This is a genomic window from Catenulispora sp. GP43 (assembly GCF_041260665.1).
Taxonomy (GTDB): domain Bacteria; phylum Actinomycetota; class Actinomycetes; order Streptomycetales; family Catenulisporaceae; genus Catenulispora.
Map to the genome: position 1 here is coordinate 75,712 of NZ_JBGCCT010000040.1, position 24,157 is coordinate 99,868.

At 71.0% G+C, this 24,157-nt stretch carries 24 protein-coding genes; 12 read left to right on the forward strand and 12 right to left on the reverse strand.

What is annotated here, in order from left to right:
• The first annotated feature begins 352 nt into the window (after positions 1 to 352).
• From mihF to metK, 5 genes are all read left to right on the forward strand, one after another.
• A complete protein-coding gene (gene mihF, locus ABH926_RS47350) occupies positions 353 to 667 on the forward strand; it encodes an integration host factor, actinobacterial type (RefSeq protein WP_015793934.1) in 315 nt (104 codons plus the stop codon).
• A gap of 98 nt (positions 668 to 765) precedes the next feature.
• Positions 766 to 1,374: a guanylate kinase gene (gene gmk, locus ABH926_RS47355; RefSeq protein WP_370373903.1), complete on the forward strand. Its 609-nt coding sequence runs from the start codon at positions 766 to 768 to the stop codon at positions 1,372 to 1,374.
• A 95-nt stretch (positions 1,375 to 1,469) separates the two neighbouring features.
• Entirely contained in the window at positions 1,470 to 1,781 is a 312-nt protein-coding gene (gene rpoZ / locus ABH926_RS47360) for a DNA-directed RNA polymerase subunit omega (RefSeq protein WP_194921380.1), read from the forward strand.
• Between the two features lie 48 nt (positions 1,782 to 1,829).
• Positions 1,830 to 3,053, forward strand: coding sequence for a bifunctional phosphopantothenoylcysteine decarboxylase/phosphopantothenate--cysteine ligase CoaBC (gene coaBC / locus ABH926_RS47365; protein ID WP_370373968.1), 1,224 nt, complete (start codon positions 1,830 to 1,832; stop codon positions 3,051 to 3,053).
• A 128-nt stretch (positions 3,054 to 3,181) separates the two neighbouring features.
• Positions 3,182 to 4,381, forward strand: a complete 1,200-nt coding sequence (metK, locus tag ABH926_RS47370; protein ID WP_370373906.1) for a methionine adenosyltransferase — start codon at positions 3,182 to 3,184, stop codon at positions 4,379 to 4,381.
• Between the two features lie 81 nt (positions 4,382 to 4,462).
• Here the strand turns inward: metK and ABH926_RS47375 are convergent, their stop codons facing one another.
• On the reverse strand, positions 4,463 to 5,227 hold the full coding sequence (locus tag ABH926_RS47375) for a carboxymuconolactone decarboxylase family protein (protein WP_370373908.1): 765 nt from the start codon (positions 5,225 to 5,227) through the stop codon (positions 4,463 to 4,465).
• A gap of 124 nt (positions 5,228 to 5,351) precedes the next feature.
• On the opposite strand from ABH926_RS47375, the gene ABH926_RS47380 reads away from it, so the two are divergent.
• The gene (locus ABH926_RS47380; RefSeq protein ID WP_370373910.1) at positions 5,352 to 5,966 is read left to right on the forward strand and encodes a TetR/AcrR family transcriptional regulator; all 615 of its coding nucleotides are present in this window, start codon (positions 5,352 to 5,354) and stop codon (positions 5,964 to 5,966) included.
• Positions 5,967 to 6,065: 99 nt separating this feature from the next.
• On the opposite strand, the gene ABH926_RS47385 is transcribed toward ABH926_RS47380, so the two are convergent.
• The 4 genes from ABH926_RS47385 to ABH926_RS47400 form a co-directional block, all read right to left on the reverse strand.
• Positions 6,066 to 7,193 carry a Gfo/Idh/MocA family protein gene (locus tag ABH926_RS47385; protein ID WP_370373912.1) on the reverse strand — a complete coding sequence of 376 codons (1,128 nt, stop codon included), beginning with the start codon at positions 7,191 to 7,193 and terminating at the stop codon, positions 6,066 to 6,068.
• Positions 7,190 to 7,936: a sugar phosphate isomerase/epimerase family protein gene (locus ABH926_RS47390; RefSeq protein WP_370373914.1), complete on the reverse strand. Its 747-nt coding sequence runs from the start codon at positions 7,934 to 7,936 to the stop codon at positions 7,190 to 7,192. Before ABH926_RS47390 ends, ABH926_RS47385 begins: the two co-directional genes overlap by 4 nt.
• A gap of 93 nt (positions 7,937 to 8,029) precedes the next feature.
• Positions 8,030 to 8,950 (reverse strand): sugar phosphate isomerase/epimerase family protein, encoded by a 921-nt coding sequence (locus ABH926_RS47395; protein WP_370373916.1) that lies wholly within the window; start codon positions 8,948 to 8,950, stop codon positions 8,030 to 8,032.
• A gap of 1 nt (position 8,951) precedes the next feature.
• Entirely contained in the window at positions 8,952 to 10,112 is a 1,161-nt protein-coding gene (locus tag ABH926_RS47400; RefSeq protein ID WP_370373918.1) for a Gfo/Idh/MocA family protein, read from the reverse strand.
• Positions 10,113 to 10,263: 151 nt separating this feature from the next.
• On the opposite strand from ABH926_RS47400, the gene ABH926_RS47405 reads away from it, so the two are divergent.
• Together ABH926_RS47405 and ABH926_RS47410 are read left to right on the forward strand one after the other, a co-directional pair.
• Positions 10,264 to 11,442, forward strand: coding sequence for an ROK family protein (locus ABH926_RS47405; protein ID WP_370373920.1), 1,179 nt, complete (start codon positions 10,264 to 10,266; stop codon positions 11,440 to 11,442).
• 24 nt (positions 11,443 to 11,466) lie between these two features.
• Positions 11,467 to 12,312, forward strand: coding sequence for a DUF3626 domain-containing protein (locus ABH926_RS47410; protein ID WP_370373922.1), 846 nt, complete (start codon positions 11,467 to 11,469; stop codon positions 12,310 to 12,312).
• A gap of 110 nt (positions 12,313 to 12,422) precedes the next feature.
• Here ABH926_RS47410 and ABH926_RS47415 read toward each other — a convergent pair whose 3' ends face one another.
• From ABH926_RS47415 to ABH926_RS47440, 6 genes are all read right to left on the reverse strand, one after another.
• The gene (locus tag ABH926_RS47415) at positions 12,423 to 13,460 is read right to left on the reverse strand and encodes a LacI family DNA-binding transcriptional regulator (protein WP_370373924.1); all 1,038 of its coding nucleotides are present in this window, start codon (positions 13,458 to 13,460) and stop codon (positions 12,423 to 12,425) included.
• Positions 13,457 to 14,869, reverse strand: coding sequence for a GH1 family beta-glucosidase (locus ABH926_RS47420; RefSeq protein WP_370373925.1), 1,413 nt, complete (start codon positions 14,867 to 14,869; stop codon positions 13,457 to 13,459). The genes ABH926_RS47415 and ABH926_RS47420 overlap by 4 nt, the downstream gene beginning before the upstream one ends.
• Positions 14,866 to 15,762, reverse strand: coding sequence for a carbohydrate ABC transporter permease (locus ABH926_RS47425; RefSeq protein ID WP_370373927.1), 897 nt, complete (start codon positions 15,760 to 15,762; stop codon positions 14,866 to 14,868). The genes ABH926_RS47420 and ABH926_RS47425 overlap by 4 nt, the downstream gene beginning before the upstream one ends.
• Positions 15,763 to 15,777: 15 nt before the next feature.
• The gene (locus ABH926_RS47430) at positions 15,778 to 16,752 is read right to left on the reverse strand and encodes a carbohydrate ABC transporter permease (RefSeq protein WP_370373929.1); all 975 of its coding nucleotides are present in this window, start codon (positions 16,750 to 16,752) and stop codon (positions 15,778 to 15,780) included.
• A 138-nt stretch (positions 16,753 to 16,890) separates the two neighbouring features.
• Positions 16,891 to 18,210, reverse strand: a complete 1,320-nt coding sequence (locus ABH926_RS47435; RefSeq protein ID WP_370373931.1) for an ABC transporter substrate-binding protein — start codon at positions 18,208 to 18,210, stop codon at positions 16,891 to 16,893.
• 308 nt (positions 18,211 to 18,518) lie between these two features.
• Entirely contained in the window at positions 18,519 to 18,902 is a 384-nt protein-coding gene (locus tag ABH926_RS47440; protein WP_370373933.1) for a VOC family protein, read from the reverse strand.
• Between ABH926_RS47440 and ABH926_RS47445 the strand changes: the two genes are divergently transcribed.
• The 4 genes from ABH926_RS47445 (at position 18,901) to ABH926_RS47460 (ending at position 22,946) form a co-directional block, all read left to right on the forward strand.
• The gene (locus ABH926_RS47445) at positions 18,901 to 19,398 is read left to right on the forward strand and encodes a hypothetical protein (RefSeq protein WP_370373935.1); all 498 of its coding nucleotides are present in this window, start codon (positions 18,901 to 18,903) and stop codon (positions 19,396 to 19,398) included. The genes ABH926_RS47440 and ABH926_RS47445 overlap by 2 nt on opposite strands.
• Positions 19,399 to 19,411: 13 nt before the next feature.
• The gene (locus tag ABH926_RS47450) at positions 19,412 to 20,563 is read left to right on the forward strand and encodes a M24 family metallopeptidase (protein ID WP_370373937.1); all 1,152 of its coding nucleotides are present in this window, start codon (positions 19,412 to 19,414) and stop codon (positions 20,561 to 20,563) included.
• The gene (locus ABH926_RS47455) at positions 20,563 to 21,717 is read left to right on the forward strand and encodes an acyl-CoA dehydrogenase family protein (RefSeq protein WP_370373939.1); all 1,155 of its coding nucleotides are present in this window, start codon (positions 20,563 to 20,565) and stop codon (positions 21,715 to 21,717) included. The genes ABH926_RS47450 and ABH926_RS47455 overlap by 1 nt, the downstream gene beginning before the upstream one ends.
• Before the next feature lie 158 nt (positions 21,718 to 21,875).
• Complete coding sequence (locus ABH926_RS47460; RefSeq protein ID WP_370373941.1) at positions 21,876 to 22,946, forward strand: hypothetical protein; 1,071 nt, start codon at positions 21,876 to 21,878, stop codon at positions 22,944 to 22,946.
• A 109-nt stretch (positions 22,947 to 23,055) separates the two neighbouring features.
• Here ABH926_RS47460 and ABH926_RS47465 read toward each other — a convergent pair whose 3' ends face one another.
• Positions 23,056 to 24,057 (reverse strand): tyrosine-type recombinase/integrase, encoded by a 1,002-nt coding sequence (locus ABH926_RS47465; RefSeq protein ID WP_370373943.1) that lies wholly within the window; start codon positions 24,055 to 24,057, stop codon positions 23,056 to 23,058.
• Between the last annotated feature and the right edge of the window lie 100 nt (positions 24,058 to 24,157).

Consider the following 24,157-nt stretch of genomic DNA (forward strand, 5'->3'; position numbering starts at 1 on the left):
GTTCGCGACCGATACCCCGGCGCGCCTGAATGCCGGTTCGGGCAAACGGATCTGACGCGATATCAGGGGCATGACGGTGGGATTCGAGCCCTGTAATCCACGACGATTTATGCCCGGTTCACCCCTGTTTCCAAGGGTATGTACACCGGTCCAGCTCACGAGAACCGCAGATCCCCTCTCCTTGCCCCCGACTACGGGTGTACGCTGCGGATTCGTTCCACCAGTTGTATCCGCGGGACTCGTCCGCCAGGTGAGGTCCCGTATGTCTTGGGGGAGTTCGAGGCGTGCCATAGGTCTCGGTCGAACCCGGACAAGTCCACCGACAGTACTCGAAGTCCAGAGGTGAACAGGCGTGGCTCTTCCGCCCCTCACTCCAGAACAGCGTGCGGCCGCACTTCAGAAGGCAGCCGAAGCGCGGCGTGAGCGCGCCGCTTTGAAGCTCCGTCTCAAGGCGGGTGGCGTGACGCTGTCCGACGTCGTGCGCGAAGGCCAGAAGAACGAGATCATCGGCAAGATGAAGGTCTCGGCTCTTCTGGAATCGATGCCCGGCATCGGCAAGGTCCGGGCCAAGCAGATCATGGAGCGTCTCGACATTTCCGAGACGCGCCGTATCCGCGGCCTCGGCGCCAACCAGATCGCCTCCCTGGAGCGCGAATTCGGCGCGTGACGTCTTCCATACCCCGGCGCCTCATTGAGACGCCGAGGTAGGGCGACGCGGAACAACCGTCGGAATCGCGGCCCTGCGGCCCGGTACGATCTTCTCCCATGAGCGATCGCGCCGGAACGGACGGCCACGGTTCCGACACCTCTTGCCCCGCACTGCTCACAGTGCTCTCGGGCCCGTCAGGCGTCGGCAAGACCACTCTTGCCAAGCACGTGCGCGAGGCCCATCCCGAGGTGTGGCTGTCGGTCTCGGCCACCACCCGCAAGCCCCGGCCCGGCGAGGTCGACGGGGTGCACTACTTCTTCTACGACCGGCCCGCCTTCGAGGACCTGATCGCCAAGGGCGAGTTCCTGGAGCACGCCGAGTACGCCGGCAACCTGTACGGCACCCCGCGCCACGCCGTCGAGCAGCGCCTGGAAGCCGGCCAGCCGGTCCTGCTGGAAATCGAGCTGCAGGGCGCGCGCCAGATCCGCGCCACGATGCCCGCCGCCCGCCTGGTCTTCCTGGCCCCGCCCTCGTGGGAGGTGCTGGAGCAGCGGCTGCGCGGCCGCGGCACCGAGCCGGAGGACGTCATCGAGGCACGGCTGGCCACCGGCCGGGTGGAGCTGGCCGCCGAGAGCGAGTTCGACGTGACCGTCGTGAACACGACGGTGGAGGCCGCGGCCGACGAGCTGGTCGCTCTGGTCACCGCCTCCGGGTCGAAGGCCTAGTCAGCGCAGGTGTTATCACCGGACCGGCAGGTCGGGGGCGCCGGAACTGTTATCCTTGTACGTCCGGGTCGTGCAGACCCACTGCACACCCAGAAATGATCTTGCTGCGACAGGAGTCCTCACGCGTGTCCGCCACTGAGCCCGAAGGCATCATCAACCCGCCGATCGACGAGCTGCTCGACGCCGCCGGCTCCAAGTACAGCCTGGTGATCTACGCGGCCAAGCGCGCTCGGCAGATCAACGCCTACTACTCCCAGCTCTCCGAGGGGCTGCTGGAGTACGTGGGCCCGCTCGTCGACACCCACGTCCACGAGAAGCCGCTGTCGATCGCGCTGCGCGAGATCAACGCCGGGCTGCTGACCGCCGAGCCGATCGAGGCCGGCGCCCCGGGGTCGGTCATTCAGTAAGTGCGCGCTGATCCTATTAGGGTCGGTAGCGTGACTGAAGAATTCTCGATGCCGTCGCCCAACGTCGTTCTCGGCGTGGGCGGCGGCATCGCTGCGTACAAGGCCTGCGAGCTGCTGCGGCTGTTCACCGAGTCCGGGCACGGGGTCACGGTCGTGCCCACCGCCTCCGCGCTGCACTTCGTCGGCGAGCCGACCTGGGCCGCGCTGTCCGGGCGGCCGGTGGCCACCGAGGTGTGGGAGCGCGTGCACGAGGTGCCGCACGTGCGCCTCGGACGGCACGCCGACCTGGTCGTGGTCGCCCCGGCCACCGCCGACCTGCTGGCCAGGGCCGCGCACGGGCTGGCCGACGACCTGCTGACCAACACCCTGCTCACCGCCACCTGCCCGGTGGTGTTCGCGCCGGCCATGCACACCGAGATGTGGGAGAACGCCGCCACCGTCGAGAACGTGGCCACCCTGCGCCGGCGCGGCCTGTTCGTCATCGAGCCCGCGGTCGGCCGGCTGACCGGCGCCGACACCGGCAAGGGCCGGCTGCCGGACCCCTCGGCGATCTTCGAGTACTGCCGCTCGCTGCTGGCCCGCGGGACCGCCGCCGCGGATCTGGCCGGGCTGCACGTCGTGGTCTCCGCCGGCGGCACCCGGGAGCCGATCGACCCGGTGCGCTTCATCGGCAACCGCTCCTCGGGTAAGCAGGGGTACGCGCTGGCGAGTACGGCCGCCGCGCGCGGTGCCCGGGTGACGCTGGTCGCCGCGAACACCGCGCTGCCGGACCCCGCCGGGGCCGATGTGGTGCGGGTGTCGACGACTTCGGAATTGCGCAATGCGGTGCGTGCCGCGGCGGCCGACGCGGATGTGGTGGTGATGGCCGCGGCCGTGGCCGACTTCCGGCCCGCCGAGACCGCCGCCTCGAAGATCAAGAAGACCGACGACCGCTCAGCCCCCGAGATCGCGCTGGTCCAGAACCCGCACGTGCTGCGTGAGCTCGGTCACGCCCGGTCGCGGCCGGGGCAGACGGTGGTGGGGTTCGCCGCCGAGACCGGTGATGCCTCTGGGACGTGGCTGGAGCACGGCCGGGCAAAGCTGGCCAAATACGGCGTCGACCTGCTGGTCGTCAATCAAGTGGGTGTCGATCTGACGTTCGGCGCGGACCACAGCGCGGCCGTGGTGATCGGCGCGGACGGCTCCGAGGAGCCGGTTCCGGACGGTCCGAAGGGGCGGCTCGCGGATGTGATCTGGGACCGGGTACTTAAGGTGCGCACCCCCAACGACTAAGCTGGGGGTGCGGTCGTTTCGATCTTCGTGCCCCGCACGCGCCTAGAGGCAGGCGCGTGCGTGCCGTTCGGGGACCGGGGCGTCGCGTCGACCTGTAGTCAGCAGCCGCTGCGAACTGAGGAGTACCCATGTCCGGTACCGTCCGCCGCCTGTTCACCTCCGAATCGGTGACCGAGGGGCACCCCGACAAGATCGCCGACCAGATCAGCGACGCGATCCTCGACTCCCTGCTCAAGGACGACCCGAAGTCCCGGGTCGCTGTCGAGACCCTGCTCACCACCGGCCAGGTGCACATCGCCGGCGAGGTGACCACCACCGCGTACGCCGACATCGCGCGCCTGGTCCGCGACACGATCCTGGCCATCGGGTACGACTCGTCCAAGAAGGGCTTCGACGGCGCCTCCTGCGGCGTGTCGGTGTCCATCGGCTCGCAGTCGCCGGACATCGCGCAGGGCGTGGACACCGCCTACGAGTCCCGCGTCGAGGGCGACAACGACGAGCTGGACCGCCAGGGCGCCGGCGACCAGGGCCTGATGTTCGGCTACGCCTGCACCGACACCCCCGAGCTGATGCCGCTGCCGATCGCGCTGGCGCACCGGCTCTCGCGCCGCCTGGCCGCGGTCCGCAAGGACGGCACCGTCCCCTACCTGCGCCCGGACGGCAAGACCCAGGTGACCATCGAGTACGACGGGCACAAGGCGGTCCGCCTGGACACCGTGGTCCTGTCCACCCAGCACGCCTCGGACATCGACCTGGACAACCTGCTCACCCCGGACATCCGCGAGCAGGTCGTGGCCCCGGAGATCGCCGCCCTGGACCTGGACACCTCCGACTACCGGCTGCTGGTGAACCCCACCGGCCGCTTCGAGATCGGCGGCCCGATGGGCGACGCCGGGCTGACCGGCCGCAAGATCATCGTCGACACCTACGGCGGCATGGCCCGGCACGGCGGCGGCGCCTTCTCCGGCAAGGACCCGTCGAAGGTGGACCGCTCGGCGGCCTACGCGATGCGCTGGGTGGCCAAGAACGTGGTCGCCGCGGGCCTGGCCGAGCGCTGCGAGGTGCAGGTCGCCTACGCGATCGGCAAGGCCGAGCCGGTGGGGCTGTTCGTGGAGACCTTCGGCACCGGCGTGGTGGAGGACGTGAAGATCCAGCAGGCCCTGCTGAGCGTCTTCGACCTGCGGCCGGCCGCGATCATCCGCGACCTGGACCTGCTGCGGCCGATCTACCAGCAGACCGCGGCGTACGGGCACTTCGGCCGCGACCTGCCGGACTTCACGTGGGAGCGCACCGACCGCGCCGAGGCGCTGAAGAAGGCCATCGGCTAGAGGCCGGCCTGCTCGGAGATCTGACATAGCGGACCCCGGCTCCCCCTCGTGGGGAGCCGGGGTCCGCTGTCGTTTCCGCCGCTATGCGCGGGTGTAGACGATGCGGCGCACGCCCGGTGCCGAGACGATCTGGATCCGGGGGTCGTCGGCGTGGGCGACGTGCAGGTAGCCGCCCTGGACCGCGATCCGGATGTCCTTGAGCGTGCTGGCCGGCACACCGTCGGCGTCGTCGGCGGTGTAGCCGTCGCACAGTTCGAGCAGGTCGGCGTTCTGCCAGATCAGGTCCATGGCGGCGAGCTCCTCCGGGTCCAGGGCGGGGGCGGCCGGGAAGTCCAGCTCCGGGCGCGCCAGGTGGTTGAAGTGGTTCGACAGGGTGTTGAGGGCGACGTGCGCGACGGTCTCGGCGAGCTCGGCGTCGCTGACGCCGGCCGCCCGGGCCTGCTCCAGCACGCCGTCGTCGACCCGGCCGCGCTGTTCGACCAGCTCGGCGGCGACGCACAGGATCGCAGCGGTGTGCGGGTCGGCGTCGCGGCCCAGGCGGGTGTCGCGCAGTTCCTCAGGGGTCATCTTCAGCAGCCGCTCGCCGCGCATGGTGTGGGCGGCGACGCAGTAGTCGCAGTCATTTTCCTGGGCGGTGAGCAGGGCCAGCTGCTCGCGCTGGCGCGCGGTGAGCACGCCGTCGGAGAGGCTGTCGCGCAGGGCCAGGTAGCCGCGCAGGGCAGCAGGGCTCTGGACCAGCGTGGCGTAGAGGTTGGGGACCCGTCCGAGCCGGCGCTTGGTGGCGTCCAGCAGGTCCCGCTGTTCGGGGTCCGCCGTCTCGGGCGTGACCATGGCGATCCTTGGCATGCCTCAGACGGTACCGATCGGTACCGTTGTTGTGCAAGAGGATCGCGAGGATTCGGTACCGGTTGGTCCCGTCACCCGGCTCAGGGCTGGTGTGGAGACGGCACTGACCGGTACCATCTGGGGCATGGCAGTGAAAGCCCGGGAACGTCTGCTGGTTACGGCGGAAGAGCTCTTCTATGCGGAGGGCATTCGCGCGGTGGGAGTGGAGCGCATCCTGTCGGAATCCGGCGTGGGCCGCGCGTCCTTCTACCGACACTTCGCCAGCAAGGACGAACTCGTGGTCGCGGTCCTGTCCGGCCGCGACGAACGCTGGCGCGACTGGCTGCGCGCAGCCGTCGAGGGCTACGGCCTACCGCCGGCCGACCGACCGCTGGCAGTCTTCGACGCCCTGGCCGAGCGCTTCGCCGCCGACGACTTCCGTGGCTGCGCCTTCATCAACACCATGGTCGAGGCCGCGGACCGCGACAGCGCGGCGCATCAGGTCGCCGCCGCCCACAAGAGCGCGGTCACCGAGTACCTCGACGGACTCCTGGCCGACGCCGGCCGCGCGGATCATGAGGAACTGGCGCCGGAGCTGATGCTGCTGGTCGACGGCGCGATCGTGACCGCGGTGCGCGAGGGCGATCCGGAGCCGGCGATGCGCGCGAAGCGGATCGCCGAGGCGCTGCTGGCGCGGCAGCCGGATCCGCGAGACGCGGTGCGGCGGCGGCTGCGGGTGGTTACTGGGGGGATTCGGTAGGGCTGGCCGGGAACATCGAAGAGCACATCGAAAGGCCCGGCCCCGCCGGCACACTGGCCAGCCAGACCGGGCACTTCGCCCCCTGAGACGCCGACGCCCCTACAACGTCGCCTCCAACGGATCCCACCCCTCCGGCAGCGCCTCCAGCTTCTCCGTCCAGGCGGGCAGGTCCTCGAACACCGCGCCCCGCGCCGACGCGGCGATCGCCGTCATGACGTCCAGCACATGCAGCGCCAGCTCCCCGGACGCCCGGTGTGCCGCGCCGGTGCGCAGGGCGCGGGCCATGTCCAGCACGCCGATGCCGCGGCCGACCGTGGTGCCGGTGGTCGGTATCTCCTCGGCCTCCTTGGCCCCGGGTCTGCGCAGCCGCAGGGCGCCTTCGAAGTTGTTCGGGTCCGGGACCAGCAGGGTGGCCTCGGTGCCGGTGATCTCGATGCTCTGGCGGGACAGCGGCGAGTCGAAGCTGAACGTGGTGGTGGCGCCGGCGCCGGCTCGGAACTCCAGCAGGGCTGTGACGTGCGTGGGGACCTCGACCGGGAACGCTGTGCCGGCCTTGGGGCCCGAGCCGATCACCCGCGACTCGCGGGCCTTGTGGCCGGTGGCGGCGACCGCTCCGACCGGGCCGAGCAGGGAGATCAGCGCCGTCAGGTAGTACGGTCCCATGTCGAACAGCGGGCCCGCGCCCTGGGCGAACAGGAACTCCGGGCTCGGGTGCCAGCTCTCGGGGCCCGGGCTCTGGAACGCCGCGGTGGCCGCGACCGGGGTGCCGATCAGGCCGGTGGCCACCGCGCGCAGGGCCGACTGCAGGCCCGCGCCGAGGAAGGTGTCCGGGGCGTTGCCGACGCGCAGGCCGGCGGCTGTCGCCTCGCTCAGTACGGTGCGGGCCGCCGCCGGGTCCAGGGCGAGCGGCTTCTCGCCGTAGACGTGCTTGCCGGCCCGGACCGCCGCCAGGGCGACGTCGGCGTGCGCGGCCGGGATCGTGAGGTTCACGACCAGCTCGACCTCCGGCAGGGCCAGGATCTCCGCCAGCGAGCCCGAGGCCGGGACGCCGTACTCGGCGGCCGCCGCCGCGGCCCGGTCCACTTCCAGGTCAGCGATCGCCAGGACGCTCAGGTCCGGGAAACGGGTCAGGTTGCGCAGATACTGCGTGCTGATGTTGCCCGCCCCGACGACCGCGATGCCGACCGGCCCGGTCCGGTCCGGGCCGCCCCCGCTGATGTCGCTCACGCCCCCTCCAACTCGTTCACGTACGCCAGGCTCGCGGCCAGCGCCTCGAAGACGTCGGTCGCGCAGTCGTCGAACTCGATGACCCGCCAGGCGTCCTCCGGCGCGGCGGCCAGCACCGCGGGCACCGGCATCGCGCCCGTGCCGACGGCCACGTTCGGCTCGCCCTTGACCGTCGGGCCGTCCTTGACGTGCAGGGCCGCCACGCGCTCGCCCAGGCGCCCCAGGACCGCCGGGGTGTCGGCGCCGCCGACCGTGGACCAGTAGGTGTCGACCTCGAACGCCACCGCCGGGTCGACCAGGTCGACCAGGATCTCCAGGGCGTGCCGGCCCTCGAGCACGGGCTCGAACTCCCACCAGTGGTTGTGGTAGCCGAAGCGCAGGCCGGCCTCGGCGGCTTTCGCGGCCAGCGCGTTGAGCTGGTCCGCGGCCCGCTTCAGGCCGTCGTGGGAGGTGAACTCCTCCTCCGGGATGCCGGCCGGCAGGATCGCCAGGTCGGTGCCGATGGTGGCGATCGCCTCGAACACCGGGGCCGGGTCCGGCTCGCGCAGCATCGCCATGGCGTGCGCGCCGGAGACCGTCAGTCCCAGGTCGTCGGCCAGGGCCCGGAAGCCCGCCGGGTCGGTCGTCGGGTCGAAGGGCTCGACGGCGGTGAAGCCGATGTCTGCCAGGCGCCTCAGGGTGCCCTCGCGGTCGGTCATGTGGTCGCGGACGGTGTAGAGCTGCACGCTCGGCTTGCGGGTCATGAGTAAGCCCTCTTCGAAAGTGTTAAGCGGTTAAGCGGTGGTCAGGGGGCATCGAGAGCTGTCCCCTTCCCGGCGGGCGGTGGCGCGCCCCGGTCAGCCGACGATGAGCGGCGAGAGCGTGCGGTGGGCGATCCGCAGTCCCTGCTTGACCTTCTCCTCGGTGCCGCCCCACACCGGGTCCTCGTGCTCGACGCTCAGCACGCCGGTGAACCCGCCCTCGTACAGCGCGTCCACCACGCCGCTCCAGTCCACCTGGCCCAGGCCCGGCACGCGGTAGCGCCACCAGCCCTCGTCCCAGGGGTGCTCCCGGCTCAGGGTCTTGCCGAAGAAGCCGTAGCGGTCGCGCGCCAGCGGGTCCAGCTGGGTGTCCTTGGCCTGCGCGTGCGGGATCCGGTCGACGTACGGCTTGAGCGCCGTCACCGGGTCGATCCCGATCCACAGCAGGTGCGAGGGGTCGTAGTTCAGGTACAGCCCGAGGGAGAACATCCACTCCCACAGCTCGGGGGAGTAGGCGATGTTGCCGGGGTAGCCGTCGGGGTGCCAGCCCTCCATGACGCAGTTCTCGATGATGATCTTCACGCCGCGCTCGCCGGCGTAGTCGACCAGGCGCGGGAAGGTCTGCTCGGCCAGCGCGACGTTCTCCTTCACGCTCAGGCCCGGGTGCCGGCCGATGAACGTGCCGACGGTCTCCACGCCGAGCAGCGCCGCGGCGTCCACGGCGTGCAGCACGTGCGCGGCGATCTCCTCGCGGCGCTCCTCGTCGGGGTGCAGGTTGTTCTCGTAGTACGCCAGCGAGGACAGCGTCAGGCCGTGCTTGGCGAACAGCTCGGTGACCTCCTCGGCCTGCGCGCCGCCGAAGTGCGCGACGTCGATGTGGCTGGCCTCGAACTCCCGGCCCCCGACCTTCGGCCAGACCGCGACCTCCAGGGCGGCGTAATCGTTTTCGGCGGCCCAGGCGGCGATGTCCGCGAGCGGCACCTGCGGCAGACAAGCGGTGAGAAAGCCGAGCAACATGTCAGGACACCTCGATCCAGGAGCGGTGCGCGGCCGAGTGCAGGACCGCGTCGGTGATGTGGGCGGTGCGGGCGGCGTCGGCGAAGGTCGGGTACGGCGGCGCTTTGCGGGCGCCCGCATCCGGGTCCCGGATCGCGGCGTACACGTCGGCGGTGAACGCCGCGAAGCAGTCACGGTATCCCCACGGGTGGCCGGCGGGCACCGCGTTGATCCGGTTCGCCTGCTCGCTCAGCGCGTCGCGGCGCAGGACCTCGGTGCGGTCCCGGCCGCCGAGCAGCAGGTTCTCCGGGTCCTCGCCGTCGTAGGACAGGCTGCGCTCGGCGCCGTCGATCTCGAACCAGAGCCGGTTCTTGCGCCCCGGCGAGACCTGCGAGACGACCAGCGCGCCGGTGGCGCCGAGGTCGGTGCGGAACAGGACCTGGACCGCGTCCTCGGTGGTGACGGCGACCTGGGTGGTTTGCGCAGTTTCCGTCGTTTCCGCCGAGCTTTCGGTCTGGCTTCCGGTAAAAGTCTCCCGACCGGCAGCGGAACGCTGCGGCAGCACGGTCTGCGTGGCGGCGGTCAGCTCGCTGATCCGGTGCCCGCTGATCCACTCGACCAGGTCGCACCAGTGCGAGCCGATGTCGGCGAACGCCCGGGACGCCCCGCCGACCGCCGGGTCCACGCGCCAGTTGTTGTCGTCCGGGCGCGCCAGCCAGTCCTGCAGGTAGTGGCCGTGGATGAGGCGGACGGCGCCGATCTGTCCGCGTCGCACCCGCTCGCGGGCCTCGACCGTCATCGGGTGGTAGCGATAGACCAGCGGGACCGCGTTCACCAGGCCGCTGTTGGCGGCCAGCACCACCAGGTCTTCGGAGTCGGCGCCGGTCAGCGACAGCGGCTTCTCGCAGACCACGTGCTTTCCGGCCGACAGCGCCGCCCGGACCAGCGGGCCGTGCAGGGCGTTCGGGGTGCACACGTGCAGCACGTCGATCTCGTCGCTGACCGCCAGTTCCTCGGCGGAGTCGAAGGCGCGGCCCGCTCCCACTCTGGGGGCCGCCGCCTTCGACCGCTCCGGCGTCGAGGCGGCGACGCCGGCGACCGAGCCCCCGGCGCGGCGGATCGCGTCGGCGTGGACCGCCGCCACCATTCCCGCTCCGGCTATGCCCGCTCGCACTGTCGTCATCTGCCCTCCCGAGCACCGTTCCCGCCACAAGAGCCGACCCTCACCGGCTCCGAGATCGACGATATGGCTGCTCTTTACGACTAGCAAGAGTCATCATTAGGCTTAGTTCTGTCATAAAGAAGCAGGCGGGGAAGCGGTCGGGAGGGGTCTGATGAACAGCGCGGCCAAGCGGCGCATGGCGTCGCTCAGCGAGCTCGCCGGACTGGTCGCGGACGGTGCGGCGACCACCCGCTCGGCCATCGTCGGCGCCACCGGACTGTCCCGGGCCGCCATAGCGCAGCGCGTCGACCTGCTCATCGAGCGCGGGCTGCTGGTCGAGACCGAGCCCGCGGCCACCGAGCGCGGCCGGCCGCCGCTGGCGCTGGACCTGTCCGACGCCCGGATCGTCGTCGCGGGCTGCGACCTGGGCGCCACCCACAGCCGGATCGCGGTCGCCACGCTGTCCGGCCGGGTGCTGGCCGAGCGGGCCCGGGCCATCGACATCAACGCCGGCCCCGAGGCCGTGCTGGCCGGCGTGCGCGCCGACCTGGAGGAACTGCTCGCCGCCGCCGGCCGCCCCGCGGACCACCTGCGGGCCGTCGGCATCGGCGTCCCGGGCCCGGTGGAGTTCGCCAGCGGCACCGTGGTCCGCCCGCCGATCATGGCCGGCTGGGACGGCTGCCGGGTGCCGGCCTTCTTCGAGGGCCGCTACGCCGCGCCGGTGCTGGTCGACAACGACGTCAACGCGATGGCCCTGGGCGAGTACACGCACCGCCAGGCCAGCCGCCACCTGCTGTACGTGAAGGTCGGCACCGGCATCGGCTGCGGCATCGTCTCCGACGGCGTCCTGCACCGCGGCGCCTCCGGCGCGGCCGGCGACATCGGCCACATCCAGCTGCCCGCGCACGAGGACGTGCTCTGCCACTGCGGCAACACCGGCTGCGTGGAGGCGGTGGCCTCCGGCGCGGCGATGGCGGCGGCGCTGCGCGCGCAGGGTGCCGACGCCTCCCGCGCCGCCGACGTGGTCCGCCTGGTCTCCGAGGGGCACGCCGGGGCCCGGCGCCAGGTCCGGCTGGCCGGGCAGCGCATCGGCGAGGTGCTGGCCTCGCTGGTGTCGTTCCACAACCCGGACACGATCGTCATCGGCGGCGTCCTGGCGCAGCTGCACGAGGACCTGCTCGCCGACGTGCGCGCGGTCATCTACCGCCGCGCGCTGCCGCTGGCCACGCGCAGCCTGGCGATCGAGACCTCGGTGCTGGGGGAGCGCGCCGGGATGCTCGGCGCGGTGCGGCTGGCAGCGCGGCACCTGCTGTCGGCCGAGGGGATGGCGGAAATCATCGGGGACGTGTGACCGACCCTCGGGCATACTTCCGTCATGATCTATGGCGGGGTGCCGGAGTCGGCGAGGCAGGCGTTGGACCATGTGGCGGCACGCTCCTCCGGGCCGCGGGTGGACGAGGCGTTGCGCGTCACGCTGAACTTCCATCCCGATCGCGGCGAGCCGCCGATCCTCACGGCGCTCGCCGAGGCCGGCGTCTACCGCTCGCAGTTCGTCACCGGTACCAGCAACGGCGGCCTGACCGCACACCCCGGCGGCGACCGCTGGCGCTGGGAGAGCCGCATCTTCGGCGGCGCGTACGACGACGCCGCGGCCGAGGAGCGCCCGGTCTACGGCGCGCTGAACTTCCGCCGCAAGCCGGTCGGAGCCGCGCCGCGTTTCGGGTCGGCGTACTTCGTGCTCGGCGCGCAGGCCGTGGACCGTGCGACGTTCTGCTACCCGGACAGCTATCTGGACCCCGAGCACTTCGGCGTCGCGACGGCCATGGACCTGATCGGCGTGGCGCTGGCCGACACCGGCGGCGACCCCCTCGACGGCTACATCGAGGCCCAGGTCCACGGCCCGGTCCGGCTCGACGCCGACCTCGAGGCGCTGGTGCTCGACCCCTGCTATCAGGGCACGGAGGTCGAGGAACTGGCGGGCAAGCTGCCCTGCCCCGTGCAGTGGCATCCCGGATTCCGCCTCACGGTCGAGGAGATGGCCCGCCATCCGGACTACCGCGGGCCGGAGTTCGTCGAGCTGGCGCGCGAGATCGCCCCCGGCGGGCTGCTGACGCCCCGGGTGATCGGCGAGGCCGTCGCGACCGGGGAGTACGACCCGCAGTCGCTCAAGCGGGTGTGGCACTACGTGGCGCTGTTCGGGGCGCCGCTTTCAGCAAGCTAGGTTTCAGAAGACTGGAGCGGCCCGGCCGGATCCCTCACCGCTCCGGCCGGGCCGCGTCCGGCGCCGGGCCCCCGCTCCCATGCTGAGGGGCCCGGCTGCTCGGGGGCACCTCACGCCGAAGCCCGCACCACCAGCGAGTTCGGCAGCACCACGGACTCCGGCGCGCGGTCGCCGGCGATCTGCTTCAGCAGCGAGGCGACCATGGCGCGCGCCATGTCCGACAGCGGCTGGTGGACCGTGGTCAGCGGCGGCTCGGTCAGCTCCGCGACGTCCAGGTCGTCGTAGCCGACCAGCGCCACGTCGTCCGGGACGCGCCGGCCGGAGGCGCGCAGCGCGCGCAGGGCGCCGGCGGCCATCAGGTCGCTGGCGGCGAACACGCCGTCCAGGTCCGGTTCGCGCCGCAGCAGCTCGGTCATCGCGGCCTCGCCGGAGGCCATGCTGAAGTCGCCGTGCGCGACGATGCCGGGGCCGTCCAGCGCCTGGCGGTAGCCCAGCAGCCGGTCCACGCCGGCGCACATGTCCGCGGGGCCGGCGATGGTGGCGATCTTCGTACGGCCCAGGGCCCGCAGGTGGCCGGTGGCCTGGCGGGCGCCGTCGACGCTGTCGGAGTCCACGTGCGGGATCGGCAGCGGGCTCATCGGCCGGCCCATCAGGACCACCGGCAGGGGCGAGTCCGAGAGCTGCTTCACCAGCGGGTCGTCGCCGTGCAGCGACATCAGCATCACACCGTCGACGTGCCCGCCGAGCAGGTAGCGGGTCAGCCGGCGGCGGCCGGAGTCGGCCGGGACCATCATCAGCACCAGCTGCAGGTCGGTCTCGGCCAGGGCCTGGCCGATGGCCCGGGTGATGCCGGCCAGCATCGGGTCGCTGAACACCCGCGCCTCCGGCTCGCTGACCACCAGGGCCACCGAGCCGGTGCGGCGGGTCACCAGGGACCGCGCCGCCCGGTTCGGGGAGTAGCCGAGGTCGGCGATCGCCGCCTCGACGGCGGCGCGGACCTCCGGGGAGACCCGCGCGCCGCCGTTGACCACCCGGGACACCGTCGCGCGGGAGACGCCGGCCGCGGCCGCGACCGTCTCCAGGGTGGGCGAGGCCACGCCCCCGGCCGGACCCTTGCCGCCGACGCTTCCAGCGTCCCCCGCACTCACAAACCGCTCCCGTTGCCCTCGACGATCCGGCGATACCAATGTCCACTGGCCTTCACGACGCGCTTCCCGGTCGCGAAGTCGACACGTACGATGCCGAACCGCTTGGAGTATCCGTAGCTCCACTCGAAATTATCCAGCAGCGACCACACGAAGTACCCGCGCATGTCCACGCCGGCCGCCAGCGCGTCGCGCACCGCCGCGATGTGGGCCTGCAGGTAGGCGATCCGGCGCGGGTCGTCCACCTCCCCGTCCGGCCCGACGGCGTCCTCGAACGCGGCGCCGTTCTCGGTCACCGCCATCGGGATCGGGCCGTACTCGGTGTTCACCCGCAGCAGCAGGTCGTACAGCCCGGAGGGGTCGACGACCCAGCCCATCGCGGTCCGCTCGCCGTCCTGCCGGGCGAACCGCACCGCGTCCTCGCTGCCCACCCACGGGGAGAACTCCGAGGCGCCGTGGCCGTCGTCGCCCGGTCCGGTCTCGACGCCGGGCGGCAGCGGCGCGGCGACCAGGGAGGGGTTGTAGAAGTTGATCCCCAGCTGGTCGATCGGCGCGCTGATCAGCTCCAGGTCCCCGGGTTCGACGAAGGACCAGTCGGTGACCGCGGCGGTGTCGCGGATCAGGTCCTCGGGATAGGCGCCGCGGAACAGCGGGTCCAGGAAGACCCGGTTCTGGATGGCGTCCACCCGCCGCTGCGCGTCGCGGTCCTCGGGCGAGTCGGTCAGGGCGCGGAACTCGGTGGCGTTCAGCGTGATCGAGACCTGCGCGTGCTCCGGCAGGCTCTCACGCAGCGCGCGCAGCGCCAGACCGTGCCCGAGCAGCAGGTGGTGCGCCGCCCGCAGCGCCACTTCGGGCTCGTGCCGGCCGGGGGCGTGCACCCCGGAGGCGTAGCCCAGGAAGGAGGAGCAGAACGGCTCGTTCAACGTCGTCCACTGCTTGACCCGGTCACCGAAGCGCTCGGCCACGATCGCCGCGTACTCGGCGAAGCGGTAGGAGGTGTCGCGGGCTCCCCACCCGCCAGCGTCCTCCAACTCCTGCGGAAGGTCCCAGTGGTACAGCGTCAGCACCGGCTCGATGCCGGCCCCGAGCAGCTCGTCGACCAGCGCGTCGTAGAACGCGAGCCCTTCGGCGTTGGCCGGGCCGCGCCCGCCGGGCTGCACCCGCGGCCAGGCCGTGGAGAACCGGTAGGCGCCCAGGCCCAGCTTGCCGATCAGGGCGACGTCCTCGCGGAACCGGTGGTAGTGGTCGGCGGCCACGTCGCCGGTGTCCCCGGCCAGGACCCGGCCGGGGGTGTGGCTGAACGTGTCCCAGATCGACGGGCCCCGGCCGCCCTCGGCGGCACCGCCCTCGATCTGGTACGCCGCCGTGGCCGCGCCCCACAGGAAGCTCTCTGGAAACACCCCGTCGCTCATCCCTTGACAGCTCCTTGCATGATCCCGCCGACGATCTGCCGGCCGAGGAGGACGAACACCGCGAGCACCGGGAGTGTCCCGAGCAGGGTGCCGGCCATGATGATCGACTCGTCCGGCACGTAGCCCGAGCCGAGGTTGTCGATGGCCACCTGGACCGTGGGGTTGTCGCTGGTCAGCACCACGATCGGCCAGAAGAAGTCGTTCCAGCTGGCCATGAAGGTCAGCATCCCGAGCACCGCCATCGCGGGCCGGGCGATCGGCAGCACCACCGAGATGAAGATGCGCAGGCTGGAGGCGCCGTCCACCCGGCCGGCCTCGACCAGCTCGTCCGGCAGCGCGTTGAGCAGGTACTGCCGCATGAAGAACACGCCGAACGCGCTGACCAGGGTCGGGAAGATCACCGCTTCCAGGTGGTCGCTCCAGCCCAGCTTGGTCATCAGCAGGAACAGCGGCACGATGCCCAGCTGGTAGGGCACCATCATGGTGCCGATGGTCAGGCCCAGCAGCACGTTGCGGAACCGGAAGCGCAGCTTGGCGAAGGCGAACCCGGCCAGCGTCGCGAACAGCACGGTGCCGGCGGCCACGCAGCCGGAGACGATCAGCGAGTTCAGCAGCGCCTTGCCCATGTCCACGTTGTCCAGGGCGGCGCGGAAGTTCTTGAACAGGTTGCCGCCGGGCAACCAGTTCGGCGGGACCTTGTTGATCTCGGTGTTCGAGGTCGAGGCCGCCAGGATCGTCCAGTAGAACGGGAAGATCGAGATCAGCACCACCACGGAGAGGATCACGTAGGTGAGCTTGGAGCCGTGCATCTGTTTGCCGGCCATGTTCACGCCGCTCCTGCGGCCGCGGCGCGGCGGCCGCCCTGGGGCGGTCGTCGGTATCACTGTCGCCATGTCAGCGCACGCTCCTTACTTCGCCGACCGCGTACGGCGGGCCAGCAGGGTGTTGATCAGGACGAACAGCACGATCATCAGGAACATCGCCCAGGCGATCGCGGCGGCCCGTCCCAGGTGCTGGTCGGTGAACCCGCGTTCGTAGAAGTACATGGACAGGGTCTGGAACTGGCGGTTCACGCCGCCCATCTCCGGGTTGGAGCCGCCGCCGCTGAACAGCAGCGGCTCGCCGAACAGCTGGCTGGCGCCGATGGTGGAGACCACGATGGTGAACACGATCGTCGGGCGCAGGCCCGGGATGGTGACGTGCCGGAACTGCTGCCAGCGGTTGGCGCCGTCCATGGCCGCGCTCTCGTACAGCTCCCCGGGGATGGCCTGCATCGCGGCCAGGTAGATCAGCGCGTTGTAGCCGGTCCAGCGCCAGGTGACGATCACCGAGATGGCGATCTGCGCCGACCAGGTGCCGTTCTGGAAGTCGATGTTGTGGATGCCGAAGAAGTGCAGCACCCAGTTGATGAAGCCGTAGTCGCGGCCGAACAGCTGCGCGAAGACCAGGGTCGCGGCGGCCACCGAGGTGGCGAACGGCGAGAGCACCGCCACCCGCCAGAAGGTGCGGCCGCGCAGCTTGTAGTTCAGCAGGTGCGCCAGGCCCAGGGCCATCAGCAGCTGCGGGACCGTGGAGAGCACGCCCATCTGGAACGTGTTGCGGAAGGCGTTCCAGAAGTTGTGGTCGGTGAGCAGGTCCGTGTAGTTCTTCAGGCCCACCCAGCTGGACTGGTCCGGGTTCTCCAGCTCGACCTTGTGCAGCGAGGTCCAGGCGGTCCAGATCAGCGGGTACAGGCCGAAGGCCGCGAACAGGACGAAGAACGGGGAGACGAACGCGTACGGGGAGAACTTCAGGTCCCAACGGGCCCGCCTGCTGCGCCAGGAGCTGCCCCCCGGCGGGGGGAGAGCCTTCTCGAGCGGGGATTCTGTGGTCGCCACGGCCATGCTTCGTCCTCAAATTTCGCGGTCACGTTCGCACCTGAAGATGGGCGGCCCGTCGGGGGCGGCCCTTGATCGGGAAGAATGGGGAATCCGGCGGTCCGTCCTCACGCCCCGAGGACGGACCGCCGTCTCACCGACGGGTCAGCCGCTGGTCGCGGACTTGATGTCGGACAGGGCCTGCGACCACGAAGCGGTCGGGGACTGGCCCTGGGCCTCCACGCGGGTGATCGCCTTGGAGAACGTGTCCTTGATGGTCCCGTCCTTGGCGCCGAGCACCGCCTGCGGGATCGTGGTCGCCGAGGCGGAGTAGATCTGGCCCAGCGGCGAGGTGCCGAAGTACGGGTCGGTGTACGAGGCGATGGACGGGTCCTGGGCCGCCGTCGAGGAGGACGGGAAGTGGCCCTGGCTGGTGAACATCGTCTTCTGCTGCTCCGGCGCGGTCAGCCAGCTGATCAGGTCGTAGGCCTCCTTCTGGTGCTTGCCGGCCTTCGGGATGCCCAGGTAGGAGCCGCCCCAGTCACCGGTGCCGCCGGGGATCTTGGCCACGCCCCAGTCGCCGGTCATCGCCCCGGCCTCGCTCTTGATGTAGCCGGTCATCCACGCCGGGCACGCGATCGTGGCGAACGAGCCGGTGGTGAAGGCCTGGTTCCAGGCCGGCGTGAACTGGCTCAGCTTGGCGGTCAGGCCCTGGGTGGACAGCTGCATCGCGATGTCCCAGGCGTTCTTGACCGCCGGGTTGCTGTCCGCGATCTCCTTGCCGTTGCCGTCGTAGTACTGGTTCGCCGACTGCCCGACGATCGCGTTGAACGTGCCGCCGGCGGTGTCGGTCCAGGCCTGGTTGGCCGGGGCCTTGGCCTTGTACTGCAGCCCGGTCTTGACGTAGCTGGCCCAGTCCGGCCACAAGGCGCTGACCGAGGCGCTGTCGGTCGGCAGGCCCGCGGCCTTGAACAGGTCGGTGCGGTAGCAGATGGCCAGCGGTCCGTAGTCGGTGCCCAGGCCCATCACCTTGCCGTCGGAGGTGGTCGCGGCGGCCCACTTCGCCGGGTAGAAGGTGCTCTTCAGGCTGGCCGCGCCCAGGGTGTTCAGGTCGACGAACTTGCTCGACAGGTTCTGGTCGACGTCGGCGATGCGGCCGACCTCGATGCCCTGGATGTCGTCCAGGCCGCTGCCGGCCGACAGGTGGGTCTGCAGCGCGGTGTAGTACTGCCCCTCGTCCTCGACGCTGTTCTCGACGATCTTGATGTTCGGGTGCAGCTTCATGTACTGGTCGTAGAGCCCGGCCTCCTTGAAGCCGAAGGTCCCGAACAGGCCGATCTTCAACGTGATCTGCTGGCCGCTGCCGGCAGCCGCGGAACCGCCGCCCGACGAGGACGACTTGCTGCTGCTGCACCCGGACGCGAGCAGCGCGCCGGCGGCGAGGACGGCCAGCACCGCAGCGGTTCTCTTCCGTGCCCTGAGCATTGTTTATGCCTCCTGATGTGGACCGCGCGCGGCGGCCACGAGGTGAGGTGCGATGGAGTGAGAGCGCTCTCATCCGGATGTGCGCGGGGTGTGAGAGCGCTCTCATTGGGATTGCTCAGAGGGTGCTCCGCCCGGCGGTGGGCGTCAAGGTTCCGTAACCGATTCGTTGCTTGGGGAGGGGGGTTGGGGATGATTTTTACGCGGTGGGCCGGGTGGCGTGATCGTTGTGGAGCGGTGGCGGAAAACCGAAATCATGGTGAAAGGCCGGGCCTCCGCAGGCCCGGCCTTTCACTTTTTCCAGGGTCCGGCTAAAGCCGCGCGAACAGGTCCACGCCACTGCCGTCCGGATCGATGACCGACGCGTACCGCTGTCCCCACGGCGCGTCCCACGGCCCGCGCAGGCCGTGGTAGCCGGCCTCCATGAGCTCGGCGAACTTCGCGTCCACGTCGTGCGGCGCCTCGAACTCGAAGCAGACGGTGGTGCGCGGGCTGCCGAACGGCCGGGTCCAGGCCGAGGTGAAGGTCTGGATCGACTCCTCGGTGTCCAGCATCAGGCGCAGGCCGTCGCCGAGGCCGGCCTCGGTGTGGCCGTGTTCGGGCTCGGCGAAGGCCAGGCCGAGGTGCTCGTAGAAGGCGACGGACACGGCCAGGTCTGCGACGACGATGCCGATCGCGGCGGCTTTCGCGCTCATGAGGCCGACCATAGTCGCGGCGTGGGAGGCTGTCGCGGTGGACAAGGGCATACGGTGGCGGCAGCCGCGGGGGTGGGCCGGGTTGCCGACGGCGGCGAGGGTGGTGCTGGCGGTCTACGCGATCGGGTTCCTGGAAGGCGCCGGCTCGCACGTCCTGCAGATCGCCGGCGGGGGCGTCCACACCTACGACTGGGTCTGGTGGCCCTCGCAGGTGCTCTACTACACGCTCGTGGTGTGGGACTCGCTCGCGGTGTACCTCGCGCTGCGGGCCCATCCGGCGGTGGTGCCGCTCGGTGTCGCGATCATGGTCCTGGACCTGGGTTCCAACTGGCATTACAACTGGTCCGCCATCCGCGCGGACCCCTGTTTGTTCTGGTCTCCGGTCGGGTTGCTGCCCATGTCGTCGTTCGGCCTGTTCGTGGCCGCGGCCGGGGTGCCGCTGTGGCGTGTGTTACGCGGACGGGAAGTCGGGAGTGCCACGCCGGACATCTGGTGATTCCTCCGCATCGATGGATGCCCGCGCGGCCACTATCCTGGCCCTCGTGACACACCACACACATGATCTGACCGACCGCCTCGCCCGCGCCCAAAAGGCTGCCGCCGAGGCCGGTATGGACGCCCTCCTGATCAGCCCTGGTGCCGACCTGCGCTACCTGACCGGCTATGAGGCACTACCGCTGGAGCGGCTCACCTGTCTGCTCCTTCCCGCCGGCGGCGACCCCCTGATGGTCGTCCCCGCGCTGGAGAAGCCCGCCGCCGAGGCCTCGCCGCTGGGCGGACTCGGCCTGGACATCCTGGCCTGGGCCGAGACCGACGACCCCTACGCCCTGGTCGCCTCGCGGCTGCCGGGGACGGTCCGGACCGTCGGCCTGGACAACCACATGTGGGCCGAGAAGGTCCTGAACTTCCGGCGCGTGCTGCCCGGCGCCGAGCAGGCGCTGGCCGGGCAGGTCCTCGGCGACCTGCGCATGCGCAAGACCGCGGCGGAGGTGGAGTCGCTGCGTGCGGCGGCGGCCGCCATCGACGCCGTGCACCGCCGGGTGCCCGAGTGGCTGCGGCCCGGGCGCACCGAGCGCGAGGTCGGCAAGGACATCGCCGACGCGATCCTGGCCGCCGGGCACGCCACCGTCGACTTCGTCATCGTCGGCTCCGGCCCGAACGGCGCCTCCCCGCACCACGAGCTGTCCGACCGCGTGATCCAGGCCGGCGACCAGGTGGTGGTCGACATCGGCGGCGCGATGCCCGACGGCTACTGCTCGGACTCCACCCGCAACTACAGCCTCGGCGCGCCCTCGGCGGAGTACGCCGAGTACTTCGCGGTCCTGCTGGCCGCGCAGAAGGCGCAGTGCGACGCCATCCGCCCCGGCATCACCGCCGAGGAGCTGGACGCGGTCGGCCGCGACCTGATCACCGCCGCCGGCCACGGCGACAAGTTCATCCACCGCACCGGCCACGGCATCGGCCTGGAGACGCACGAGGAGCCCTACATCGTCTCCGGCTCGGCGCGTCCGCTGGAGCCCGGCATGGCCTTCTCCGTGGAGCCCGGCATCTACCTGGCGGGCAAGCACGGCGCCCGCATCGAGGACATCGCGGTGTGCACCGCCGACGGCGGCGAGCGCCTGAACCTGACCACCCGCGAGCTCGTGGTGGTGGATCTCTGATGGTCGCGGTCGACAGGACTCTCCCCAGCGACGAGTCGCGTGCCCTTTTTGAATTGGTTCAGGATCTTTGCGCCAAGGAGCTCGCGCCGCGCGCGGCCGAGTACGAGGCCGCCGAGCGCTTCCCGCGCGAGGTGTTCCGGACCCTGGGCCAGGCCGGCCTGCTGAGCCTGCCCTACGACGAGCAGTACGGCGGCGGCGGTCAGCCCTACGAGGTGTACCTACAGGTCGTCGAGGAACTGGCGCGCCACTGGCTCACCATCGGCCTGGGCGTCTCAGTGCACTCCCTGGCCTGCTACGGCCTGGCGAACTTCGGCTCCGAGGAGCAGAAGGGCAAGTGGCTGCCGGGCATGCTCGGCGGCGACCAGCTCGGCGCGTACTGCCTGTCCGAGCCGCAGTCCGGCTCCGACGCCGCGGCGCTGACCACGCGCGCGGTGCTTTCCGGGGATGCCAGTGTCTATACGGTCAATGGCACGAAGGCCTGGATCACGCACTCCGGCCAGGCCGATTTCTACACCCTGATGGTCCGCACCTCCGACAACGGCGCCAAGGGCATCAGCGCCCTGCTGGCCGAGGGCGACACGCCCGGCATGTCCTTCGGCAAGCCGGAGCAGAAGATGGGCATGCGCGGCTCGGTGACCGCGCAGGTGCTGCTGGACGGCGCGCAGGTCCCGGCCGAGCGGCTCATCGGGACCGAGGGCCAGGGCTTCTCCATCGCGCTGTCGGCGCTGGAGGCCGGCCGGCTGGGGATCGCGGCCTGCGCGGTCGGCGTGGCGCAGGCGGCGCTGGACGCGGCGGTGGAGTACGCCACCGCCCGGCAGCAGTTCGGCCGGGCGATCTCGGAGTTCCAGGGCGTCGGGTTCATGCTCGCCGACATGGCCACCTCGGTGGCCGTCGGACGTGCGGCCTACCTGGCGGCGGCGCGGCGCCGGGACGCGGGGCTGCCGTACGGGACCGAAGCGGCCATGGCAAAGCTGTTCTGTACGGACATGGCGATGAAGGTGACCACCGACGCAGTGCAGGTATTCGGCGGGTACGGTTATACCGCAGACTTTCCTGTCGAGCGCTACATGCGCGAGGCGAAGGTGCTGCAGATCGTCGAGGGAACCAATCAGGTACAGCGCCTCGTTATCAGTAGGACGCTGACGCGGCCGTGATGGTCGGCCCGATGACAGCCACCGTACAAGCGCATACGTAAAACGGCGGGCCCCGAGGAGTAACCCGTCATTCCCAGATCGGGATGAATCGGGGCCTTACGACTCCTGGTCGCGGATCGTCTTATCAGTACATCGGCGGACCATGTACCGTGCTGCCCATGACGCAGCAGCCGAATCAGAACTACCCCCAGCAAGGGGGATGGGGTCAGCAGCCCGCGCAGCAACCGCAGCAGCAGGGTTGGGGACAGCAGCAGCCGCAGCAGCAGGGCGGCGGCGGCCAGTGGGGGGCCCAGCAGCCCCAGTACGGGCAGGCGCAGCCGGCCCAGCAGCAGTACGGCGGGGGCGCCCAGTACAGCGGCGGTACCGCCGGCGGTGGGGCGGGTACCGCGGTGTGGGGCAAGGCCTGGGGCTTCTACGCCACCGGCGGCCTGGCCGTGGTCGCGGCCGTAGCGGTGTTCCTGGCCTGGGCCAGCGAGAAGGTCACGCTCGGTGGCAAGGGCATCACCAACACGATCAACGCGATCGGTTCGGCCTCCTCCTCGGTTAAGGACGCCGACACGAGCAACAGCGGCGTCACCCCGATCTGGGGCTGGCTGCTCCTGGTCACCGCGGTCGTGGCCATCGCCGGCGTGGTCATGGTGTTCGTGATGAAGACCCCGTGGTCCGGCTGGGTCGCGGTCGGTGGCAGCGGCGCCGCGTTCGTGGTCGCCGTCATCGCCACGTTGTACTTCAACGGCAAGGCCTCCGACGCCAAGAAGGAGATCCTGAACAGCGGTCTGCCGGCCGGCACCAAGTACTCGATCGGCCTGGGCATGGGTGCCTACCTCGGTCTGGCCGCGGCCCTGATCGCGGTGGTGTTCGCGGTGCTGGCGCAGCTGTCGATCAACCAGGCCGGGGCCACCGCCTCCGCCCCGTCCTACAACCAGGGCTACCAGCAGCAGGGCTACCAGCAGCCGCAGGCCGGCTACGCCCAGCAGGGCCAGCAGCAGGGCTACCAGCAGCCGCAGCAGGGCCAGCAGCAGGGCCAGCAGCAGGGCCAGCAGCAGGCCCAGCAGCAGGGCGGCTGGGGCCAGCAGCAGCAGGGGCAGCAGCAGTGGGGCAACCCGCAGCCCCCGCAGCAGGGCGGCCAGCAGTGGGGCGGCTACAGCGACCCGGCGGCCAACCAGCCGACGCAGGCCGTGCAGCCCGGTTACATGCCCGGCCAGCAGCAGCCGCCGCAGCAGCAGTAACGTCATCAGCGCACGGGGCATCTTCAGCAGCGGCTGCTGAATCCTGCGTTAGTACATAGGGGAGCGGCGGTCCGTGGAGTCATCCACGGGCCGCCGCAGTTTTTCGTTCTCAGCCCTGTTCCTGGTCCTCAGGGTTCTCATCATGGTCATCGTGCTGCTGGCGCTCGGTGACGGCCCGGCGCAGCTGCTCGAACCGGACCGGCAGCGGGATCCAGCCGGGGGAGCCGGCCAGGGCCATGTTCGCCTCCACCACGGCGCGGGTGTAGGCGCGCTGCATGCCGCGGGGCATGAGGGGCATGCCCGGGGGCCGGCGGATCGCCTCGCCCTCGACGTTCAGCCGCCCGGCGTGGTTGGGCATCACCGAGACCCACAGGGCCTTGGCGGTGCCGTGCAGCGGCTGGACCAGGGTCTCGCGGACCTCGAGCCAGGCCTTGAGGGCGGCGCGGGTGCCGTCGGAGAGCTTGACGGTGTCGTGCACCGCCTCGCTCACGGTGCGGGCCTGCGGACGGCGGATGATCCGCAGCGTGCTGAGATCATCGGCCAGGTCCTCGAGTGTCAGCGCGGCGAGCTCGCCGACCCGGGCGCCGGTGTCCAGCTCCACGCCGATCAGCGCGAACAGCCGGACCCGCGCGGCCGGCGCGCCGACGTGCTCGGCCCGCTTGGCGAGGTAGTCGCGCAGCTGGGAGCGCGAGGGGCCGTCCACGGTCTCGCGCAGCTCCGGCAGACCCGGCCGGTCGGCGACGGCGACCAGGATGCCGGCGTGCTCGCCGAGGATCTTCAGGCAGTCCGCGCGGATGCGCATGGAGGCGCTGGTGGCGCGGGCGTCGCCGGCCTTGGCGCGCCGCCGCAGCTCACCGCGCGCGGCGAGGTCGAGGTAGGCCGTTATCGGGCCGGGCTCGAGCAGGTCGGCGGCGCCGGAGGCCTCGCGGAACGGGAACTCCTCGTGGTTGCGCACCAGCGCGAGCTCGCCGGCCACCCAGCGGAGCTGGCGGGCGCGGGACTTGCTGACCTCACGCTCGGTGATGACGCGCTCGGTCCAGGCCTCGATGCTCGCCGTGCTCGCCGGGTTCGGCTTGCCTGCCTTCTCCGCCGGTGATGGCTGCTTCGGCACGGCGCGTTCCTCTCCCTGGTGGCCGATGGGCTACAGATAACTGGCCCGCCTCCCAGCCTGCCACACGGCACAACCGGACGGACCGAGGCTCACGCTAGGA